Annotated in this window: 15 protein-coding genes; 2 read left to right on the plus strand and 13 right to left on the minus strand. The window is 61.8% G+C overall.

Annotation, left to right across the window (positions count from 1 at the left end):
• Positions 1 to 108 precede the first annotated feature (108 nt).
• A complete protein-coding gene (locus DW123_RS07535) occupies positions 109 to 753 on the minus strand; it encodes a DUF4867 family protein (RefSeq protein ID WP_118273259.1) in 645 nt (214 codons plus the stop codon).
• A 144-nt stretch (positions 754 to 897) separates the two neighbouring features.
• Entirely contained in the window at positions 898 to 1,386 is a 489-nt protein-coding gene (locus tag DW123_RS07540; RefSeq protein ID WP_118273260.1) for an S-ribosylhomocysteine lyase, read from the minus strand.
• Positions 1,387 to 1,506: 120 nt separating this feature from the next.
• On the opposite strand from DW123_RS07540, the gene DW123_RS07545 reads away from it, so the two are divergent.
• On the plus strand, positions 1,507 to 1,869 hold the full coding sequence (locus DW123_RS07545) for an ATP-binding protein (RefSeq protein ID WP_255413585.1): 363 nt from the start codon (positions 1,507 to 1,509) through the stop codon (positions 1,867 to 1,869).
• On the opposite strand, the gene DW123_RS07550 is transcribed toward DW123_RS07545, so the two are convergent.
• The 4 genes from DW123_RS07550 to DW123_RS07565 form a co-directional block, all read right to left on the minus strand.
• The gene (locus DW123_RS07550; RefSeq protein ID WP_118273262.1) at positions 1,851 to 3,281 is read right to left on the minus strand and encodes a PTS transporter subunit EIIC; all 1,431 of its coding nucleotides are present in this window, start codon (positions 3,279 to 3,281) and stop codon (positions 1,851 to 1,853) included. The two genes, DW123_RS07545 and DW123_RS07550, sit on opposite strands and share 19 nt — an antisense overlap.
• Positions 3,282 to 3,347: 66 nt before the next feature.
• Positions 3,348 to 4,733 (minus strand): glycoside hydrolase family 1 protein, encoded by a 1,386-nt coding sequence (locus tag DW123_RS07555; RefSeq protein ID WP_117798870.1) that lies wholly within the window; start codon positions 4,731 to 4,733, stop codon positions 3,348 to 3,350.
• A gap of 17 nt (positions 4,734 to 4,750) precedes the next feature.
• On the minus strand, positions 4,751 to 5,518 hold the full coding sequence (locus DW123_RS07560) for a ChbG/HpnK family deacetylase (protein ID WP_118273263.1): 768 nt from the start codon (positions 5,516 to 5,518) through the stop codon (positions 4,751 to 4,753).
• Positions 5,515 to 6,789 carry a glycoside hydrolase family 1 protein gene (locus DW123_RS07565; RefSeq protein ID WP_118273264.1) on the minus strand — a complete coding sequence of 425 codons (1,275 nt, stop codon included), beginning with the start codon at positions 6,787 to 6,789 and terminating at the stop codon, positions 5,515 to 5,517. Before DW123_RS07565 ends, DW123_RS07560 begins: the two co-directional genes overlap by 4 nt.
• A gap of 252 nt (positions 6,790 to 7,041) precedes the next feature.
• On the opposite strand from DW123_RS07565, the gene DW123_RS07570 reads away from it, so the two are divergent.
• Positions 7,042 to 7,833: a MurR/RpiR family transcriptional regulator gene (locus DW123_RS07570; protein WP_158570721.1), complete on the plus strand. Its 792-nt coding sequence runs from the start codon at positions 7,042 to 7,044 to the stop codon at positions 7,831 to 7,833.
• 264 nt (positions 7,834 to 8,097) lie between these two features.
• On the opposite strand, the gene DW123_RS07575 is transcribed toward DW123_RS07570, so the two are convergent.
• The 7 genes from DW123_RS07575 to DW123_RS07605 all read right to left on the minus strand — a co-directional run bounded on the left by DW123_RS07575 (position 8,098) and on the right by DW123_RS07605 (position 16,263).
• Positions 8,098 to 9,588 carry a glycerol kinase GlpK gene (locus DW123_RS07575; RefSeq protein WP_118273265.1) on the minus strand — a complete coding sequence of 497 codons (1,491 nt, stop codon included), beginning with the start codon at positions 9,586 to 9,588 and terminating at the stop codon, positions 8,098 to 8,100.
• A 56-nt stretch (positions 9,589 to 9,644) separates the two neighbouring features.
• Positions 9,645 to 10,586 carry a transketolase family protein gene (locus DW123_RS07580; RefSeq protein ID WP_118273266.1) on the minus strand — a complete coding sequence of 314 codons (942 nt, stop codon included), beginning with the start codon at positions 10,584 to 10,586 and terminating at the stop codon, positions 9,645 to 9,647.
• A complete protein-coding gene (locus DW123_RS07585) occupies positions 10,579 to 11,415 on the minus strand; it encodes a transketolase (RefSeq protein WP_192934535.1) in 837 nt (278 codons plus the stop codon). The genes DW123_RS07580 and DW123_RS07585 overlap by 8 nt, the downstream gene beginning before the upstream one ends.
• Positions 11,416 to 11,417: 2 nt before the next feature.
• Positions 11,418 to 12,818, minus strand: a complete 1,401-nt coding sequence (locus tag DW123_RS07590) for an L-fucose/L-arabinose isomerase family protein (RefSeq protein ID WP_117742946.1) — start codon at positions 12,816 to 12,818, stop codon at positions 11,418 to 11,420.
• A 256-nt stretch (positions 12,819 to 13,074) separates the two neighbouring features.
• Positions 13,075 to 14,085: a LacI family DNA-binding transcriptional regulator gene (locus tag DW123_RS07595; RefSeq protein ID WP_117735641.1), complete on the minus strand. Its 1,011-nt coding sequence runs from the start codon at positions 14,083 to 14,085 to the stop codon at positions 13,075 to 13,077.
• Between the two features lie 203 nt (positions 14,086 to 14,288).
• Positions 14,289 to 15,263, minus strand: a complete 975-nt coding sequence (locus DW123_RS07600) for a nucleoside hydrolase (RefSeq protein ID WP_118273267.1) — start codon at positions 15,261 to 15,263, stop codon at positions 14,289 to 14,291.
• Positions 15,264 to 15,267: 4 nt separating this feature from the next.
• Positions 15,268 to 16,263: a ribokinase gene (locus DW123_RS07605; protein WP_118273268.1), complete on the minus strand. Its 996-nt coding sequence runs from the start codon at positions 16,261 to 16,263 to the stop codon at positions 15,268 to 15,270.
• Between the last annotated feature and the right edge of the window lie 161 nt (positions 16,264 to 16,424).

A 16,424-nucleotide genomic window follows, 5' to 3' on the forward strand; every position in this document is an offset into this window, starting at 1 on the left:
CTGGTGTTACAGATCGAGATTTTCGGGCGGCCTTCTACGGTATGTCTCAATCTGTAACAGGTAGTAACGATTTAGCCCGCTAGATGTTACAGATCGAGACGGAAGATTCTAGTCCACAGTGATGTCGAGGTTCTTGCCGACGAGGCCCACGTAGCCGCCCTCGGCAGCCTTGGGGCTATCGGCGTGGCAGAAGACCCACTTGTCGGCCTTCCAGTAGCAGTAGCTGTCACCGGCGGCAGGCATGTCGGCTGCAGCCTCGGGGCGCGGACCATTGGTGCCGGCGGGCAGCGCAACCATCACCTGGAAGCCACCGTCGTCGACCATGCACGGCGTGTAGTGGAGCGTGGTGTTGAAGACCTCGACAACCGTACCCGCCGGCACGCGGAACGCCTTGACGCATGCGGTGTCGAGCTTACCGCCCTCGATCTCCCAGCGATGCGCCACGAGCAGGATAAAGTCGCGGGCGCCCAGGTTAAACTCGCTGGCGCGGTGATACTCCAGGCAGTTGAGCTTCGTGTTGTGGCCGTTGCACCAGCCCAGCTGGAAGGGACGACCGCCAAACATGAGAAAGCCCAATTTGTCGGCATCCTTGACGCCCTCGAGCTCCGGCGCGCTCGCTACGTACTTGCTGCCCTCGGGGATGGGCGTAGCAGAGAGCGCCTCGAGTACGGGCGACGTGAGCTCGGACGGAACGTTATCCCAAACGCTGCCATAGGATTTGAACTCGGGATCGTTGACAGAGTAGATATGCATGTTCACTCCTGTTCGTTTATGTGACAGTACGAACATTCTAGAACAAATATAAGCGATTTTGAACGCCCATCCCGACCACTCAACAAAAAGGCGCCCCCGCATAAGCGAAGGCGCCCAATGCGCGCGTTTTGGGCGATAAATCCCTTATGCCTGCTGATAGTGCAGGTGCTTCTCGTCGATATCGGCCAGGTCACGGTCGAGATAACGGCGCGCAAGCCAGTTTGCCATGGGGAGGTTCTGATCCAGGTAGTTGCCGCACTCCTCGGGAGCGGCACCGGGGACATCGCCCTCAAAGCCCGCGACAAACTCGAACAGCTCGCGCACGAGCGGCAGGATCTCCTCGCTCGTCACTTCGCCAAATACGACGAGGTAAAAGCCCGTGCGGCAGCCCATGGGACCAAAGTAGACAATGCGGCTCGACCACTCGGCATGATTGCGGAGGAACGTCGCGCCCAGGTGCTCGATGGTATGGCACTCGGCCGCGTTCATGACCGGCTCTTTGTTGGGCGTGGTCAGGCGCAGGTCAAACGTGGTGACGGCAGCACCGGTCGCCGGATCGCGGTCGATGCGGCTCACATACACGCCGGGCTCAAGCAGCAGATGGTCAACGGAAAAGCTGGCGATGCGCTCCATGGCAGATCCTCTCGGTAGTCAATTTGGGACGGGGCTCTTTTAGCTGGTTCGAATGGTCGCACCAATCATACCAGTCAAAAAAGCCCCGTCCCAAATAAGCTGCCCGGGACGAGCGAGCTCATCGAGCATGAGATGGCGGTCCGGAAGGAATCCAAGCGCGCAAGGCTGTTCAGGAAGGCGAAATTCCCCTGCGTGAAGTCGTTCGAAGGGCACGACTTCACGCAGGCAGCCTTTCCCGACAGCTATGGCGCGAACCACCCGAAAACGCTGTCGTTCGTCGAGGCAGCGCAGGGCCTCACGTTCCATGGGCAGATGGGCCGAAGGGAAACCCACCTCGCGATAGCCGTCGGCCACGCATGCGTGATAGAAGGCAAGACGCGCGCCCCACTCGAGAGAGCGAGGCGCGGGCTATTTCAGGCTGCATCAATCATGGAGTTTCCCTCTAAAGGAGCAAGGGCTCAATGCTACTTGGCGTTTGCCTGATCGAGTTCCTTCTTGCTAAAGCCGAAGAGATACGTGCACACAGCTGCGACGACCAGGGAAATGAGGCTCGCGATAATACCCTGGATGAAATTGGCGTTGGTGCCGCCCACATAGCTCAGGACGGACAGGAAGTTCGCAGAGGTGATGACGTACTGGGTGAGATTGGCGATACCAGCATACGCACCGCCGACAAAGCTACCGACCATCAAGGCGCCGAAACAGCGCACGTGAGACAGGCAGATGCCATAGAGCACAGGCTCGGTAACGCCGCCCAAGATACCGGATACGAAGGCGCCGAAGGCGTTGCCGCGCTCCGCCTTACCTTTGAGTCGAAGAGCCGCACCGAGGGCGACGCCGAAGCATGCCCACGTGGCGAAGCTACCCGCGAGCATGACACCGGTCATCTCGCCAGTCTCGAAGAACGAGGCCATCATGGGCATCATAAGGGCCAGATGCATACCGCTCATGACGAGGAACTCCCAAAGGGCGGCGATCACGCCGACACCGAAGAATCCGGTATTCATACCGAACCAGGCAAGGCCGCCGCTGATGGCGTTGCCCACAATCGTACCGAAGGGGGCGAGCAGGCACAGGATGAACGGCGAGGTGACAAGGAGGCTCAAAATGGGCGTGAACACGGTTGAGAGCATGTCGGGCATGTGCTTACCGACAAACTTATAAACAACAGCGAACAGCGGAACGGACATCATGATGGGCAGGACAGTCTGGGCATAGGCGGCAGACGTGTTGCAGGGGATGCCGAAGACGGTAAACGCCTTACCCTCGGCGATGATTGCGGCGAAATCCGGCGACATGAGGATGCAGCCGATAAATCCGCCGAGCATACCGTTGATGCCAAGTTGCTTCGCCGCGTTGACGCCCGCGAGGATGGGCATGAAGTACAGGGCGGCATCGTAGATGAAGTCGAAGAGCACGTAGATGTCGCTCTCCGCGGGGTACAGGCCCAGGAGCTGCGGACCGCACAGGGCATTGATCGCATTTGCGAGACCGCCCGTGAGCAGCACCGGGATCATCGGGGTCATGCAGCCCGCCATGTAACCGACGACGTTCTTCAGGATCTGCATGGGCGTAAGCTTCTTCTTGCCGACAAGCTCGACGTCGGCGGCGGCAGCCTCGGCGTCCTCAACCGCCTCGAGCTCGTTGACGTTGGCAAGTGAGCAGAACTCCGCGTACACCCTGGGCACGTTCGTCCCCACGATGATCTGATACTGCTGGCCGCCGTGGACAATGCCCATCACGCCGTCAACGGCCTTGACTTCGTCATCGTCGATGCTGGACTCGTCCTTGAGCACAAGGCGGAGCCTCGTCATGCAGTGGGTCGCCGAAGTCACGTTCTTCGGGCCGCCCACCGCCTTGAGGATATCGTCGGCGATACGCTTGTTATCTGCCATGGTACTTCCTTTCCCGTTTCTTTCTATCCCCCATCGGCGACTTCGCGCCAACCGGAAAACCTGCGTTTATTCGGGCAGCTGATTGCCCGCGATGACCTTCTGATACCAATAGAAGCTGTCCTTGCGAATCCGGTCGCAAGTCCTGATGTCGTCATCGGTGCGATCCACGTATACAAGGCCATAGCGCTTGGCGAAGCCCTGATGACTGGAGACCACATCGACAAAGCTCCACGGACAATACCCAAAGATGGGATAACCCTGCTCGATAAGCTCGCCGACCTGGGCGATATGCGCGGAGAGATAGGCGATGCGCTGCTCGTCGTGAATCGCGCCGGACTCATCGGGCTCCTCGCTCAAAGCCATGCCGTTCTCGGTGATGATCATGGGCAGGCCGTAGCGGTCATGCACCTTGCGCATGCCGATCGACAGCCCGATGGGGTCGAGGCCGTTGGGCATCCACTCGGTCTTCTCGAGCCTCGGGTTGTCGCAGAGGACGAAGTCGCCCGCGCCCCAAGGCGGGAAGCCACCGAATACGATGGGCTCGGTGCGCTCCTTGACGCAGCTGCTGGAGTAATAGTTAATGCCGATGAAATCGGGCGTCGACCCGTGCAGGACCGCATCGTCCTCGGGCTCGACCGCGGGATAGAACCCCTCGCGCTTGAGATAGCTCGCCGCATACGGGGAATACGATCCACGCACGCTCATGTCGAGCATGTAGAACTGCTCCATCTCCTCGGCATTGAGCGCCGCCATCACATCTGCAGGCGAGCTGCTGAGCGGATAGGTCACCTGGATGGCACAGACCGGCCCGATCTTCGCCTCGGGATCGATTGAGTGCAAAAGCTCGAAAGCACGGTGCTCTGCGAGAGACATGTGGTAACTCATCTGATAGGTATTGCCCTGATGTCTCTTGGGGTCGGTCTCGGTATCCCCGGTGTTCACCGACGACGCCGTCGCGATAAGCTGCTCGTTGATAGTCGCCCACAGCTTTACACGGCCCTTAAAGTGCCTAAAGCAGACCTCTGCGTAGCGGGCGAAGGCATCGATCATCCTGCGATCTAACCATCCGCCGAACTCGTCGACGAGTGCTTGGGGGCACTCGAAGTGATACAGCGTCACAAAGGGCTCGATGCCCTTTTCCAGAAGGTAATCGATCAGACCGTCGTAGAACGCCAGGGCTTCGGGATTCGGCTCGCAAGTCGCACCGGGCATAATGCGACACCACGAGAAGCTCATGCGGTACGTCTTGAGTCCGAGTTCGGCCATGAGGTCGACATCCTCTTTCCAGCGATGGTAGTGGTCGGACGCCACGCTGCCATCTGTGATTCCGGGGATGCCGAAGCCGCGATCGGTCGTCGACTTGCCTCGGCCGCCCTCCCCCCAGGCGCCCTCTACCTGAAATGCGCTCGTCGACGCACCCCATAGGAATCCATCGGGAAACCTGTTTGCCATACTTGCCACCTTTCTCCTTAGCTCAGATCGTCGTATGTCACCAACGCGATGTCCTGACTCACCAGCCATTCACGGGTTGCGGGATCGCAAAGCATCGACGCCTCACGCGCCCGCGCCGTCATCATGCTCGAGTGGTCCATGAGATAGGCATCGATATAACCCGGATGGAACACCATGAGGGTGCACGCGTCGTCGTTCGCATTCTCGACGGCGCCGCGCACCGCCGAGAACGGATCCATCTCATAGGCGCGAAAATCTGTGGGCATGTACGCAGCGACACGCGTGCTCTTGAACGTGACCGCCTCCCCCGGCGCGCCCATCGGGAACAGCGGCAGTCCGTGGCGCTCCGCCACGATCTCCAACCCCTTATAAAACGCCGGGCTCGCCACCGCATGACCCTCAAAGTAGGAGGGTTCTCTATCCACAAGCGATACGAACTTTCGATACTGAGCCTCGATCTCCAAGACGACCTCATCGAGCACCACGAAGTCGATTCCCCGCTTCATGGCGTCCCGATACACCCCGCTCGGCCTGAACATGCCATCCGGTCCACAGAGACTCGGAATGAGCGCAGGGTCGGTAAGCGGCCTGCCGACGCAGATGTTCGTGTGCTGGCCAAGGCACACGTCGAGCCCGTCGAGCAATTCGAGGCCGTGGTCCACGGATTCCATGTTGGTCATGACCCCGACTGACCCGACGAGTCCGCCGCGGACCGAATCGACGATGCCGTAGTTGACGCCCCGAGAGTAGCCAAGGTCGTCGGCGCGTATCAGCAGGCGCTTCATCGGGCATCACCGATCTCGACGCAGGCACCGTTACAGCGCGCTATGCTTCCCAGGTGTGTAGCGCTTGGCTTTACGGTGCGGCGTTGTGTCTCGCGGTCGACGGAGATGATCCCGTACTTCGGGCCATACCCGAAAACCCACTCGAAATTGTCAAACGCGGACCAGCAGGTGTATCCCAAGACCGGGATACCGTCGCGGACGCAACGCCCCACACCGGCGACAGCTCGATCCAAAAAGCGCTCTCTCTGCTCGTCGTCCTCGGAAGCTATGCCGTTTTCGGTGACGAACAGAGGCGTGCCCGACTGGTCCCAAGCAGCTCGCAGGCTCTCCTCGATGGCCTCGGGATAAAACTCCTCATCGCGCTGGGTGAGCTCCACGCCGGCAGGCGGGTCAACCGGGCCATCCGCGCCGTACCACGAGCGCGAGTACGTCTGGATACCCACGAAATCATCGCCTGCGGAAGCACGGTAAAAGCGATCGCGAATCTCCTCGCGGGCAGCTGCGGCGCGCTCCTCGCCACCGGGAGCCGCCTTAAAGGGACTTCCCACGAGCGTCCAACCTGCCGGGAGATCGGGACGGATTGCATGCACGGCGTCAACGGCAGCCTTGTGAGCGGCGAGCTTCACATCGAACGCCCGCTCGGTGGCTGCGAACTGGAATTGGGCCAGGGATGCCGGCTCGACTCCCAACGCCTTGGCGACGCTGCGGAACATGGGGTCCTCAGCGCGATCGGAGGCGTTGCGCGACGTGGCCCCGACATCAGCCAAGAGCCATGCCAGGTTTGGCTCGTTCATGGTGCATGCGTAGTCCATCAAATCGCCCATCTCCTCGACCACACGCGCGCAGTACCGCGCGAAAAGGGAGGGAGTCTCGGGCGACTCCCAGCCGCCTTGGGCGAGCAGCCAGATCGGCGACGTGAAATGATGGAGTGTGACGATCGTCTTGAGACCGTTGTCACGGCAGCACTGGAGCACTTCGCGATAGTGCGCGAACTCTGCTTTGGAGAACAAGCCGCGCGCCGGCTCGATGCGCGACCACTCGACACTCAGACGATAGGAGGTGAGGCCAAGAGATGCGATAAGGGCGATATCCTCGCGGAAACGATGGTAGTGGTCCATCGCGTCGCCAGAAGGCTCCATGAACGCCGTGTCCTCAACATTCTCGAACAGCCACGTGTCGCTGTTCACGTTGTTGCCTTCAACCTGGTGCGCAGCGGTCGCGACGCCCCAGAGAAACGTCTCGGGAAATACCGAAGTCGACTGATGTGCCATGCAATCTCCCTTTCATGTATCCGCATCCGGGCTTAATCGCCCGGCTCCTGTTACCATTGAGTACAACACGAATGCACAGGGTTTTGCGTTCCATCCTGGACACCGATGTTACAGAATGGAGACATGAGTTTCACGATATGAAACCCGCTGGTATTTAATGGTTTTGAAACGTCTGATGGGAGTGGACTCTTGAATTGTGCCAACCCGATGGGCTCTGTTGGGGAAAAGCTCCTCAGCTATATAGACACCAGCATGCAGCGCGACAACAACTATCAGATAGCCGTCAAGATGTTGGAAAACTACGACGCGCTCAAGGACATGTCCATCGCGCAGATCGCCGATATGTGCTACGTCTCGAAGGCTTCCGTCTCGCGTTTTTGCCGATTCTTAGGCTACGAGAGCTTCAAAGAGATGCATGACGCGCTCGGGGTCGACTATCCCATCAGCTACGACTACTCCCAGCGCTTCTTTTGCAATCTCACCGCGAACCCGCACGCGACGTTTCTTGAATATGCGAGGGAAGCTCAGCAAAACATCGCCGCGACCATTTCCGAGAAAAACCTGGCCGAACTTCCAAAAATCGCCTATGCAATTCATAATTGCCGCCGAGTCGCGTTCTTTTCCCATCATTTTCTTTGGGATACTGGACGCTACCTTCAGAACAAGCTGTTTTCTATGGGAAAGGTCATGGACCTGTATCTGGATCAAGCCTCCCAGCTTGCATGTGCCCAATCCCTCCAGCCCGAGGACCTGGCGATCATCTGCAGCGTTGGGGGCAGCTATCCCATTCGATATGTCGATGTCTGCAACAGCATCAGGGATAGCAAGTGCTCCGTGCTGGCAATCACGCAAAACGCCTCGAACCCATATTGGAATCAGGCCGCCTTCATCATGCAGTGCGGCGAGTCGAATGCCAACGACACGGGCAAATACGGGGCGCTCGCGGCAATTGACCTCGTCGTTCAGCAGTATCTGCTCCAATATGGAAGCGATGCCTTCCCGAGCGCGCCCAATCGCCCGTACGATGACATGCCGGGGCGCTAGAGTCGCTCACAATTGAAGCAGCGTCCCTCCCGCGAGCCGCGAGCTTTTCGCCATGGAAAGGTATTGATCGAGGCGGTTGCCGCACTCCTACCGTGATTTTATAATCCCCGTCCCAGAAAGCCAGATGAGATTCAGGGAATAGCCGGCAGAAGGCGAGCGACGCCCAAGCGCCACAGGTTGCCGTGAAAGAGGAGCGCCGCGTACTTTGGTACGCAAGCGACGGCTTGAACGGCAAGATGCGGCGCTTGGGCGCCGCGCAGCCGCCTAGGCCGTGTACGCGATTGTAGCGTCGACGGCGTGGCGCCAGCCGGCGATCTTTTTGGCGCGCTCGTCGACGGACATGGTGGGCTCCACGATGCCGCGGGCGCCATAGACGTCAACGACATCGCGCGCGTACATGCCCAGCGCAATGCCGCAGGCCCAAGCTGCGCCCAGACCGCTCATCTCGTCATTGCTCGCAATGCGGATGGGCGAGCCGACCAAGTCGCTCTCAAACTGCATCAGGTACGCGTCACGCGTGGGGCCGCCGTCAACACGAAGCTCGGCCAGTGCGGCGCCCGAATCCTCGACCATCGCATCAATGACGTCGAAGATCTGATAGGCGATCGACTCGTCGGCGGCCTTTACGAACTCCGCGCGACCCGTGGTGCGCGTCATGCCAAAGACGCAGCCCTCGGCATCACTTGCCCAGTGCGGCGCGCCCAGGCCGGTAAACGCCGGCACAAAGTAGACGCGGCTCGCCGGATTGGCGGCGTAGCACAGGTCGGTGACCTCCTCGGGGTTGTTGATGAGCTCCAGGTCGTCGCGCAGCCAGGTCTTGACGGCGCCGGCGTAGCTCACGTTGCCCTCGAGCACATACTCGGTCACGCCATCCATACGCCATGCAAGCGAGCTCGAAAGCCCGTGCGAGCTGGCGACAAACTCGTCGCCGACGTTCATCATGACCGAGCTGCCGGTGCCATAGGTCGCCTTGGCCATGCCGCGGCTGTGGCAGCCTTGCGCAAACAGGGCCGCATGGCTGTCGCCCAGCACGCCGTGCACCGACACGGGGGCCGGCAAAAAGCCGCCCAGGTCCGTTGTGCCGAACAGGCCGTCGGAATCGGTCACCTGCGGCAAGCACGCCGGATCAATGCCAAAGGCCTCGCACACCGGCTCGCTCCAGCAGCCACGGCGCAGGTCGAAGAGCTGCGTGCGGCTGGCATTGGACCAGTCGCAGCGGAACTCCGCGCCGCCCGTGAGCGTCCAGACCACCCAAGCATCGATGGTGCCCAGACACAGCTCGCCCGCCGCCGCGGCCTCGGCAGCCGCCGGAACGTTCGCGAGGATCCAGGCCATCTTGCCCGCCGGATAGTAGGGCGAGAGCACCAGACCTGTCGTGTCGCACACCAGCTCGGCCACGCCTTCGCGCGCAGCAAACCCGTCGCACAGCTCACGGGCGCGGGCGCACTGCCACACCACGGCATCGCACAGCGGCTCGCCCGTCGTGCGACTCCAGGCAACGGTGGTCTCGCGCTGGTTGGAGATGCCAATGCCGGCGATATCTGCCGGATCGACCCCGGTCTCCTCCACCACGGCACGCGCCACGGCCAGCACGTTGGCGGCAATCTCGGTCGGATCATGGCTCACCCAGCCAACATCGTTGACAATCTGGCGATGCGAGCGATCGGCACGATGAATCAGGTGGCCGCCCTCGTCCACCAGCAGCGCCTTCGTGCCCTGCGTGGACTGATCGATTCCGATGATGTAGCGGCCCATGGCCACCCCTTTCAAAACGAATGTGACAAAGGGACTGTCCCTTTGTCACATTCCAATTACTCTGCGGGCAGGAACTCGGCGACCGTCTTGGCGATTCCGGCACCCGTCAGGCCGTAGTGCGCAAAGACCTCGGGGCTCGTACCGGTGATGACCGGCGCGTCGGGCAGGGAGAGACACTTGACCGGACGCGGGCAATGCTCGCCCACGACCTGCGCGACCATGGAACCCAGGCCGCCGAAGGGGCTGTGCTCCTCGACGGTCACGACGGCGCGCGTGGCACCGGCGGCCTCAATCACGGCCTCGGCGTCGAGCGGCTTGACGCAGTACATGTCGAGCACGGTAGCGGAGATACCCTGCTCGGCCAGCAGGTCGGCGGCGTCCACGGCATGGCGGACCATCTCGCCGGTGGCGACAATCGTCACATCGGTGCCGCGACGTACCCAGATGGCACGGTCCATCTGGAACGGGCACTCGTCCTCGGTATACACGTCCTCGACCGGGTTGCGGCCCACGCGGATATAGGCCGGCTTGTTGTCGGCAACCAGGGCGCGCACGAGCTCGGCGGTCTGGAAACGATCGCTCGGCAGATATACGCGCATGTTGGGAATCGCGCTCATGGCAGCGATATCCTGCGCGGAGTGATGGCTCATGCCCAAGGCGCCGTAGGACACGCCGCCCGAGATGCCGATGAGCTTGACGTTGGTGTTGGAGTACGAGACATCGACCTTGCACTGCTCATACGAGCGCGTGGTCACAAAGGACGCCGGCGAGGCGGCCCAGGCCTTCTTGCCGCACGAAGCCATGCCGGCGGCGATGCTCACCAGGTCCTGCTCGGCGATGCCGACCTCGACGGACTGCTGGGGATACTGATCGAAGAACGGCGTGAGCGATGCGGAGCCGCGGGAGTCGGAGCACAGGACGACGATGTCCTTATCGGTCTCGGCGGCCTCGAGCAGCGTGTCGCAGATAACCTTGCGGTTGGCGATCTTGTTAGCCATTGATAGCCTCCTTATGGGCAGCGAAATCGGCGATGATCTGGGCATATTCCTCATCGTTGGGCAGGTGATGATGCCAGGCGGCCTTGTCCTCCATAACGGGCGAGCCATAGCCCTTCACCGTGTTGAGGATGATGACCGTGGGCTTGCCCTTGGTCTCAGCGGCCAACGTCAGCGCGGCATCGATGGCCTGGATGTCGTTGCCCGGAATGGAGAGCACGTTCCAGCCGAAGGCGGCCCAGCGCTCCTCCTGCGAATCCTGCTTCATGACGTCCTCGGTGCTGCCACTGATCTGCAGGCGGTTGCGGTCCACGAGCGCGCACAGGTTATCGAGCTGGTAGTTGCCGCCGCTCATGGCGCCCTCCCAGACCGAGCCCTCGGCAAGCTCGCCGTCGCCCATGATGGTGTAGACGCGGTAGTCGCGACCGTCCATCTTGCCGGCGAGCGCCATACCCACCGCCACGGGCAGGCCGTGACCGAGCGAGCCGGAGTTCATCTCGATGCCCTTGAGTTTATTGTTGGGATGGCCGATGTAAGGACTGCCGAACTTGGAGAAGCGGGCCTTGACGTCGTCGAGGTCCAGGTAGCCCTCGTGGCACAGCACCGCGTAATAGGCCTCCATGGCGTGGCCCTTGGAGAGCACGAAGCGATCGCGGTTGGGATCGTCGACGGTCTCGGGCGAAATGTTCAAATGGTTGGCGTAGAGGGTCATGAGCGCGTCGATGACCGACATGTCGCCGCCGATGTGGCCGCCGGCGCCGGCCATGATGATGTCGACGCAATCGCGGCGAAGGTCCCAGCGCAGGGACTCAAGCTCTTCGATAGTTGCCATTTCTACTCTCCTCGCAGGTAGGCTTTGACGTCTTCTTCGATGGGGTCGTACAGGTCGGGCTGGATGCCGATGTACTTGCATGCCTCGTAGAGCACCGGCACCACGTTGGCGTGGATGGCCACGCAGTGGTGGATGTAGGGGCCCTCGACGATCTTGGCCTCGAGGCGCTTGAGGTTCTCGACCTCGACCCACAGGTAGGTGCCCATGCCGGCCGGGCCGTCGATGCCGCGGGCGTTGCCCAGCAGCAGCGAGTACTCGCCGTTGTCGCCGTCAAAGCGGGCAAGGGTGAGGTCGCCGTGCTTGGCCTCGGCCGTCAGCGCGCCGGGGTGATCGAAGGCCAGCGGGTAGGTGAGCTTGGGCTTGACGGCCGCGCAGCTGCAGGGCCAAGGGCCGCAGTGCTGCAGCAGCTCGCCGTTCTCGTTGTCAGGATGACGCACGGTCCAGTCGGCGAACATGCCGCGGTGACGGCCCAGGTCGGCGGCCTCGACCATCAGCGCTGTGATGGCGCCATGGATGTCGGTCTCGCAGACGACCGGGATGCCCATCTCGTTGAGGATGGCGTTGGCGGCGCAGGGCATAATGCCCAGCTCGTCCTGCAGGGCGTTCCAGCACTGGATGGCACCGGCGTTGCAGCCGTACTTCTCGACCAGGCGCTTCATGGCGATGGCAAGACCGGCGACCGCGGGGACCTTGTCCTCGGGGATGCAGATCTCAAAGCTGTCGCGAATGTGGGCAAGCATGGCGGCCATGGCCTGCTCGTCGGCCTGGGCGTCGCGCACGGCCTGGACAAGCTCGGTCATGGGGATGGGCGAAAGCTGGATGTTGAACTTCTCGAGCAGCTCGCCCTCGTTGCACATGGTCGACCAGAAGTCGAACGGACGGGTGGCCATCTGCAGAATGCGGGTGTGCTTGAAGGTCTTGACCACGTTGCACACGGCCAGGAAGTCCCAGACGCCGCGCTCGAACTCGGGGTCGGTCAGGCGGCAGTTGGTCATGTAGGTGAAGGGAACCTGGAAGCGGCGCAGAACCTTGCCGGTGGCGAACAGGCCGCACTGGCTATCGCGCAGGCGGGTGCCGTCGGGCTCGGGGCGCTCGTCGCGTGGGCCCCACAGCAGCACGGGTAGACCGAGCTCGCGGGCAAGGCGAGCGCAAACGTACTCGGTGCCAAAGTTGGCGTGGCACAGCATAATGCCGTCGATGCCCTCGGCGCGGAACTTCTTGACGATAGGCTCGATATGGCTGTCGTCAAACAGCAGGCCCTCGTCGTTGATGTCGTCGATGTCCACAATGTCGACGCCGATCTCGCGCAGGCGATCAGCCGTCAGGCCGCGATACTTGATCGCGTCCGGCGCGCTAAAAATGCTTCGGCGCGTGGGCACAAAGCCGAGTTTGATCTTATCCATGTACGTCCTCCCCTAGTCACATGTTCAGTAAACAGACGATTGTTTCGTTTTGTTCTGTTTACTAAATGTTTTACTATTCTGTTTAGAAGTTTAGCGCGAAATACCCGCAGGCGGTAGAGAAATCAGCCTAAACGGTATGTAAACAAACTGAACATACAAGGAGAACAAAAAAGGGTCGCGAAGGACCCCCTTTTGAACGGTGTTGCACTTACTGCCCTCGCGCGCTTTGACGCGCCGCGAGCGATGCTGCCTTCGCCTAGATTTCGCGCACGCTCTGGCGCTCGACAAAATACGTCGATACGGCCGTCTTGCAGGTATAGCTCTTGGGATTGCGGATGTTGCCCACCAGGCGGCGCACCGCGATCTCGCCCACCTCGTGCTTGGGAACATGCACCGTGGTGAGCGGCGGGTTGGAGAAGGCGCCCAAAGACAGATCGTCAAAGCCGATGATCGAGACATCCTCGGGCACGCGAATGCCGTGCTCGTTGAGCGCGCGCATGGCACCCACAGCGAGCACGTCGTTCTCGGCAAAGAAAGCCGTCGGCAGATCTTCGTGCGAGGCGTTGTCGAGCCACACACCCATGTCGCGATAGGCGCCTTCGAGTGTGGTGCCCAGCGTGACACGCCATGCCGGGTTGGCCTCGAGGTCCGCATCCTCAAGCGCTTGACGATAGCCGCGCTCGCGATCCTTAAAGTTGCGGATACGAAGGTCGCCCGCCAGATAGCCGATTTGCTTGTGGCCTTTCTCGATAAGGTAGTCCACGGCGCGCAGCACCGAATCGGTATTGGCAATGACCACGGCATCAAAGTACTGGCGGTCGCTCCAGCCATCGAGCACAATCAGGTGGGCAGCGGCGTTAGCGAACAGGGCGTAGTCTTCTTCGCCCAGCTCGGTGCCCATCAGCACGATGGCGGCAGACGGATCGGCAATCAGGCCCTCGACCTGCGGGCGCACGGCGTCCAGGTCGCTAAAGTCGAGCGAGACAAAGCTCGTGCTCATGCCGTGGCGACGCGCCTGGCGCTCCACGCCCTCGATGACTGCGGGATGAAAGGTGCTCTCGTCCAGAATGGCGCCCGTCTTGCGCGCGAGCACAAACTGGATGCTCTCGAGCTGCGTCGACTGCTGATAGCCGAGCGACTGCGCGCACTCCAGGATGACCTTGGCGGTCTCCTCGCTCACGCTGCGCTTGCGGTTGAGCGCGTTGGACACGGTCGCAGGCGAAAAACCGGTGATGCGGCTGATTTCGCGGACACTTGCTTTGGCCATTGTTCCCCCTAGTAACGGTCGCGGTCGAGCATCGTGGCCTGACCGCCCTGTGACTCGACAACTAAACGACCGCAAATTCAATCTAAACAGAATAGTAAATGTTTAATAGCTAGTTTAGCCTGTTGTCAAGCGAAGCGGCACAACTATTCCCCCAACGGGCGCATTTACTCGGTAGCTAATCTGGAACGGGGCACAGAAACCGTTTAGCCCAGGACGCGGGCCATGCGCGCCTTAAACTCCGCGAGGAAACGTGGGGCGTCCACGGTGAGCGCCACGAGCGCGCTCTTGTCGGGGTCGGCCACACGGCGCTCATCGCAGATGGTGCGGCCGCGGTACTCGCCCAGCAAGTCAACGCGCAGGTTACAGCCGAGCGCACCCACGAGCGTGGGATCAATCGCCACGGCAACCGCCAGCGGATCGTGCAGTGCGCAGCCGCCCAGGTAGGGTGCGTTCATCTCGTATGAGCCAATGTAGTGCTCGACCATGCCTGCAAACGCGCAGCCCGCCATGGTGCCCGAACCCGTCCAGCCGGCGATATCGCGGCGCGTCAGCACCACACGGTGCGTCACATCCAACCCCACCATGGTGAGCTTGCGGCCCGAGCGCAGCACGGCATCGGCGGCCTCGGGGTCGCTTGCCATGTTGGCCTCGGCGCCCGCGCTCACGTTGCCGGGCACGGTAAGGGCGCCGCCCATCACAACCACGCGGCCGATGGACATCATCGCCGCCGCATCGCGCTCCAGGGCAAGCGCCAGGTTGGTGAGCGGGCCGGTCGCCACGTAGATCAGGTCGGGGCCATAGGTACGCGCGGCATCGACCAGATAATCGACCGCAGCGTTGCCATCGGCCGACGTCGCCCCCACCGGCTCGTACGGCGAGGCGGGCACGCTCGCGCCGCCGATGCCGTTCTTGCCGTGGATAAGCGTGGTGGACGCCGGCGGCGTATAGGGCTCGGTCGCCTGCAGAGGACGGTCGGCACCCAGGTACACCGGCACCTCGGGACGACCCAACAGGTCGAGCACCGCCAGGCAGTTGTGCGCCGACTGCTCGACGCGCACGTTGCCAAAGCACGTGGTAATGCCCACGAGCTCCACCTCGGGGCTCGCGATGGCATAGGCGAGCGCCATCGCATCGTCCACACCCATATCCAGGTCAAGGATCAGCTTCTTAATCGCCATAGTTCTACTCCGCTTCTCCGTCTTGTACCAAATCGTCTAAATCAAACACGCGCTCAACTTCGGCACGCGTGGGAATCGACTGCTGTGCGCCCAGGCGCGACACCGTCACCGCCGAGGCGCGTGCGCCCGCCGCCATGCACTCAAAGAGCGGCAGGCCCTCCAGACGAGCCGCCGCAAGCGCGCCGATAAACGTATCGCCCGCAGCCGTGGTGTCGACCACCTCGCTCGAAAGCGCCGGCATGCGCAGCAGCTCACCGTCATCGCCAAGTGCAACTGAGCCGGCACCGCCTAGCGTGATGACCGCAGTCCCGGCGCCCTTGTCGAGCAGTGCATTGAGCGCGGCGACGCAACTCGCATCATCCGTGGGTAGAATGCCCGTCAGCACCTGGCACTCGGTCTCGTTGGGGCAGACCAGGTCGACCGCAGGCCACGCTCCTGCCGGCAGGTCGCAGGCGGGTGCCGGGTTAAAGATCGTATAGAATCCCAGCTCGTGAGCGCAAGAGAGCGCCGCGGCCGTTGCCATCAGGTCACATTCGCCCTGGGCGATAAAGACGCTTCCGGCAGCCGGGGCAATCTCGCTGGCGTCGCCGTCGAGCTCGTCGGCCACCAGGCGCCTCAGTGCGCGGGCAACGTCCTCGCCCGCAAGTGCATGGTTGGCGCCCGGCGACAGCACGATGCGGTTGTCGCTCTCGCAGCGAATGATAGTCGCGGTACCGGTCTCCACGCCATCGAGACGTGTCACAAACTCAACGCCCACGCCGGCATCCTGAAGCCCCGCCACGAGCACATCGCCAAAGGTATCGCGCCCAACAGCGCCAATCATGCACGTGTGCGCACCCATGCGCGCGGCGGCGACGGCCTGGTTGGCGCCCTTACCGCCGGCGTTGGTGATAAAACCGCTGCCACCGACTGTCTCGCCCGCGCGCGGCATGCGCTCGCACGCCACCGAAAGGTCCATGTTCATGCTGCCGAACACCGCAACGATGCTGTGATCCGCCATGGAAACCTCCTCGTCCGTGGGCTCTGCGCCCGCTGTCGGCCGTCAATTGTGTGCTCTCGCACCTCCATAACTTTAATTCACTTTGATGTGGACGCGCGCTTGAGCTTGCGCCAGCAGCAAGCATTCACAGGAGCAGGCAGCTACAATGAATACGTGCTGAT

This window comes from Collinsella sp. AM10-26, from assembly GCF_003472525.1.
Lineage (GTDB): Bacteria > Actinomycetota > Coriobacteriia > Coriobacteriales > Coriobacteriaceae > Collinsella.

Bases quoted from the DNA above. Each gene is read 5' to 3' on its own strand.
- DW123_RS07550 (WP_118273262.1), bottom strand. From the start codon at position 3,281: ATGGCAGATAACAAGCGTATCGCCGACGATATCCTCAAGGCGGTGGGC.
- DW123_RS07540 (WP_118273260.1), bottom strand. From the start codon at position 1,386: ATGGAGCGCATCGCCAGCTTTTCCGTTGACCATCTGCTGCTTGAGCCC.
- DW123_RS07595 (WP_117735641.1), bottom strand. From the start codon at position 14,085: ATGGCCAAAGCAAGTGTCCGCGAAATCAGCCGCATCACCGGTTTTTCG.
- DW123_RS07565 (WP_118273264.1), bottom strand. From the start codon at position 6,789: ATGGCACATCAGTCGACTTCGGTATTTCCCGAGACGTTTCTCTGGGGC.
- DW123_RS07590 (WP_117742946.1), bottom strand. From the start codon at position 12,818: ATGGATAAGATCAAACTCGGCTTTGTGCCCACGCGCCGAAGCATTTTT.
- DW123_RS07585 (WP_192934535.1), bottom strand. From the start codon at position 11,415: ATGGCAACTATCGAAGAGCTTGAGTCCCTGCGCTGGGACCTTCGCCGC.
- DW123_RS07555 (WP_117798870.1), bottom strand. From the start codon at position 4,733: ATGGCAAACAGGTTTCCCGATGGATTCCTATGGGGTGCGTCGACGAGC.
- DW123_RS07535 (WP_118273259.1), bottom strand. From the start codon at position 753: ATGCATATCTACTCTGTCAACGATCCCGAGTTCAAATCCTATGGCAGC.
- DW123_RS07575 (WP_118273265.1), bottom strand. From the start codon at position 9,588: ATGGGCCGCTACATCATCGGAATCGATCAGTCCACGCAGGGCACGAAG.
- DW123_RS07570 (WP_158570721.1), top strand. From the start codon at position 7,042: ATGCAGCGCGACAACAACTATCAGATAGCCGTCAAGATGTTGGAAAAC.
- DW123_RS07560 (WP_118273263.1), bottom strand. From the start codon at position 5,518: ATGAAGCGCCTGCTGATACGCGCCGACGACCTTGGCTACTCTCGGGGC.
- DW123_RS07605 (WP_118273268.1), bottom strand. From the start codon at position 16,263: ATGGCGGATCACAGCATCGTTGCGGTGTTCGGCAGCATGAACATGGAC.
- DW123_RS07600 (WP_118273267.1), bottom strand. From the start codon at position 15,263: ATGGCGATTAAGAAGCTGATCCTTGACCTGGATATGGGTGTGGACGAT.
- DW123_RS07580 (WP_118273266.1), bottom strand. From the start codon at position 10,586: ATGGCTAACAAGATCGCCAACCGCAAGGTTATCTGCGACACGCTGCTC.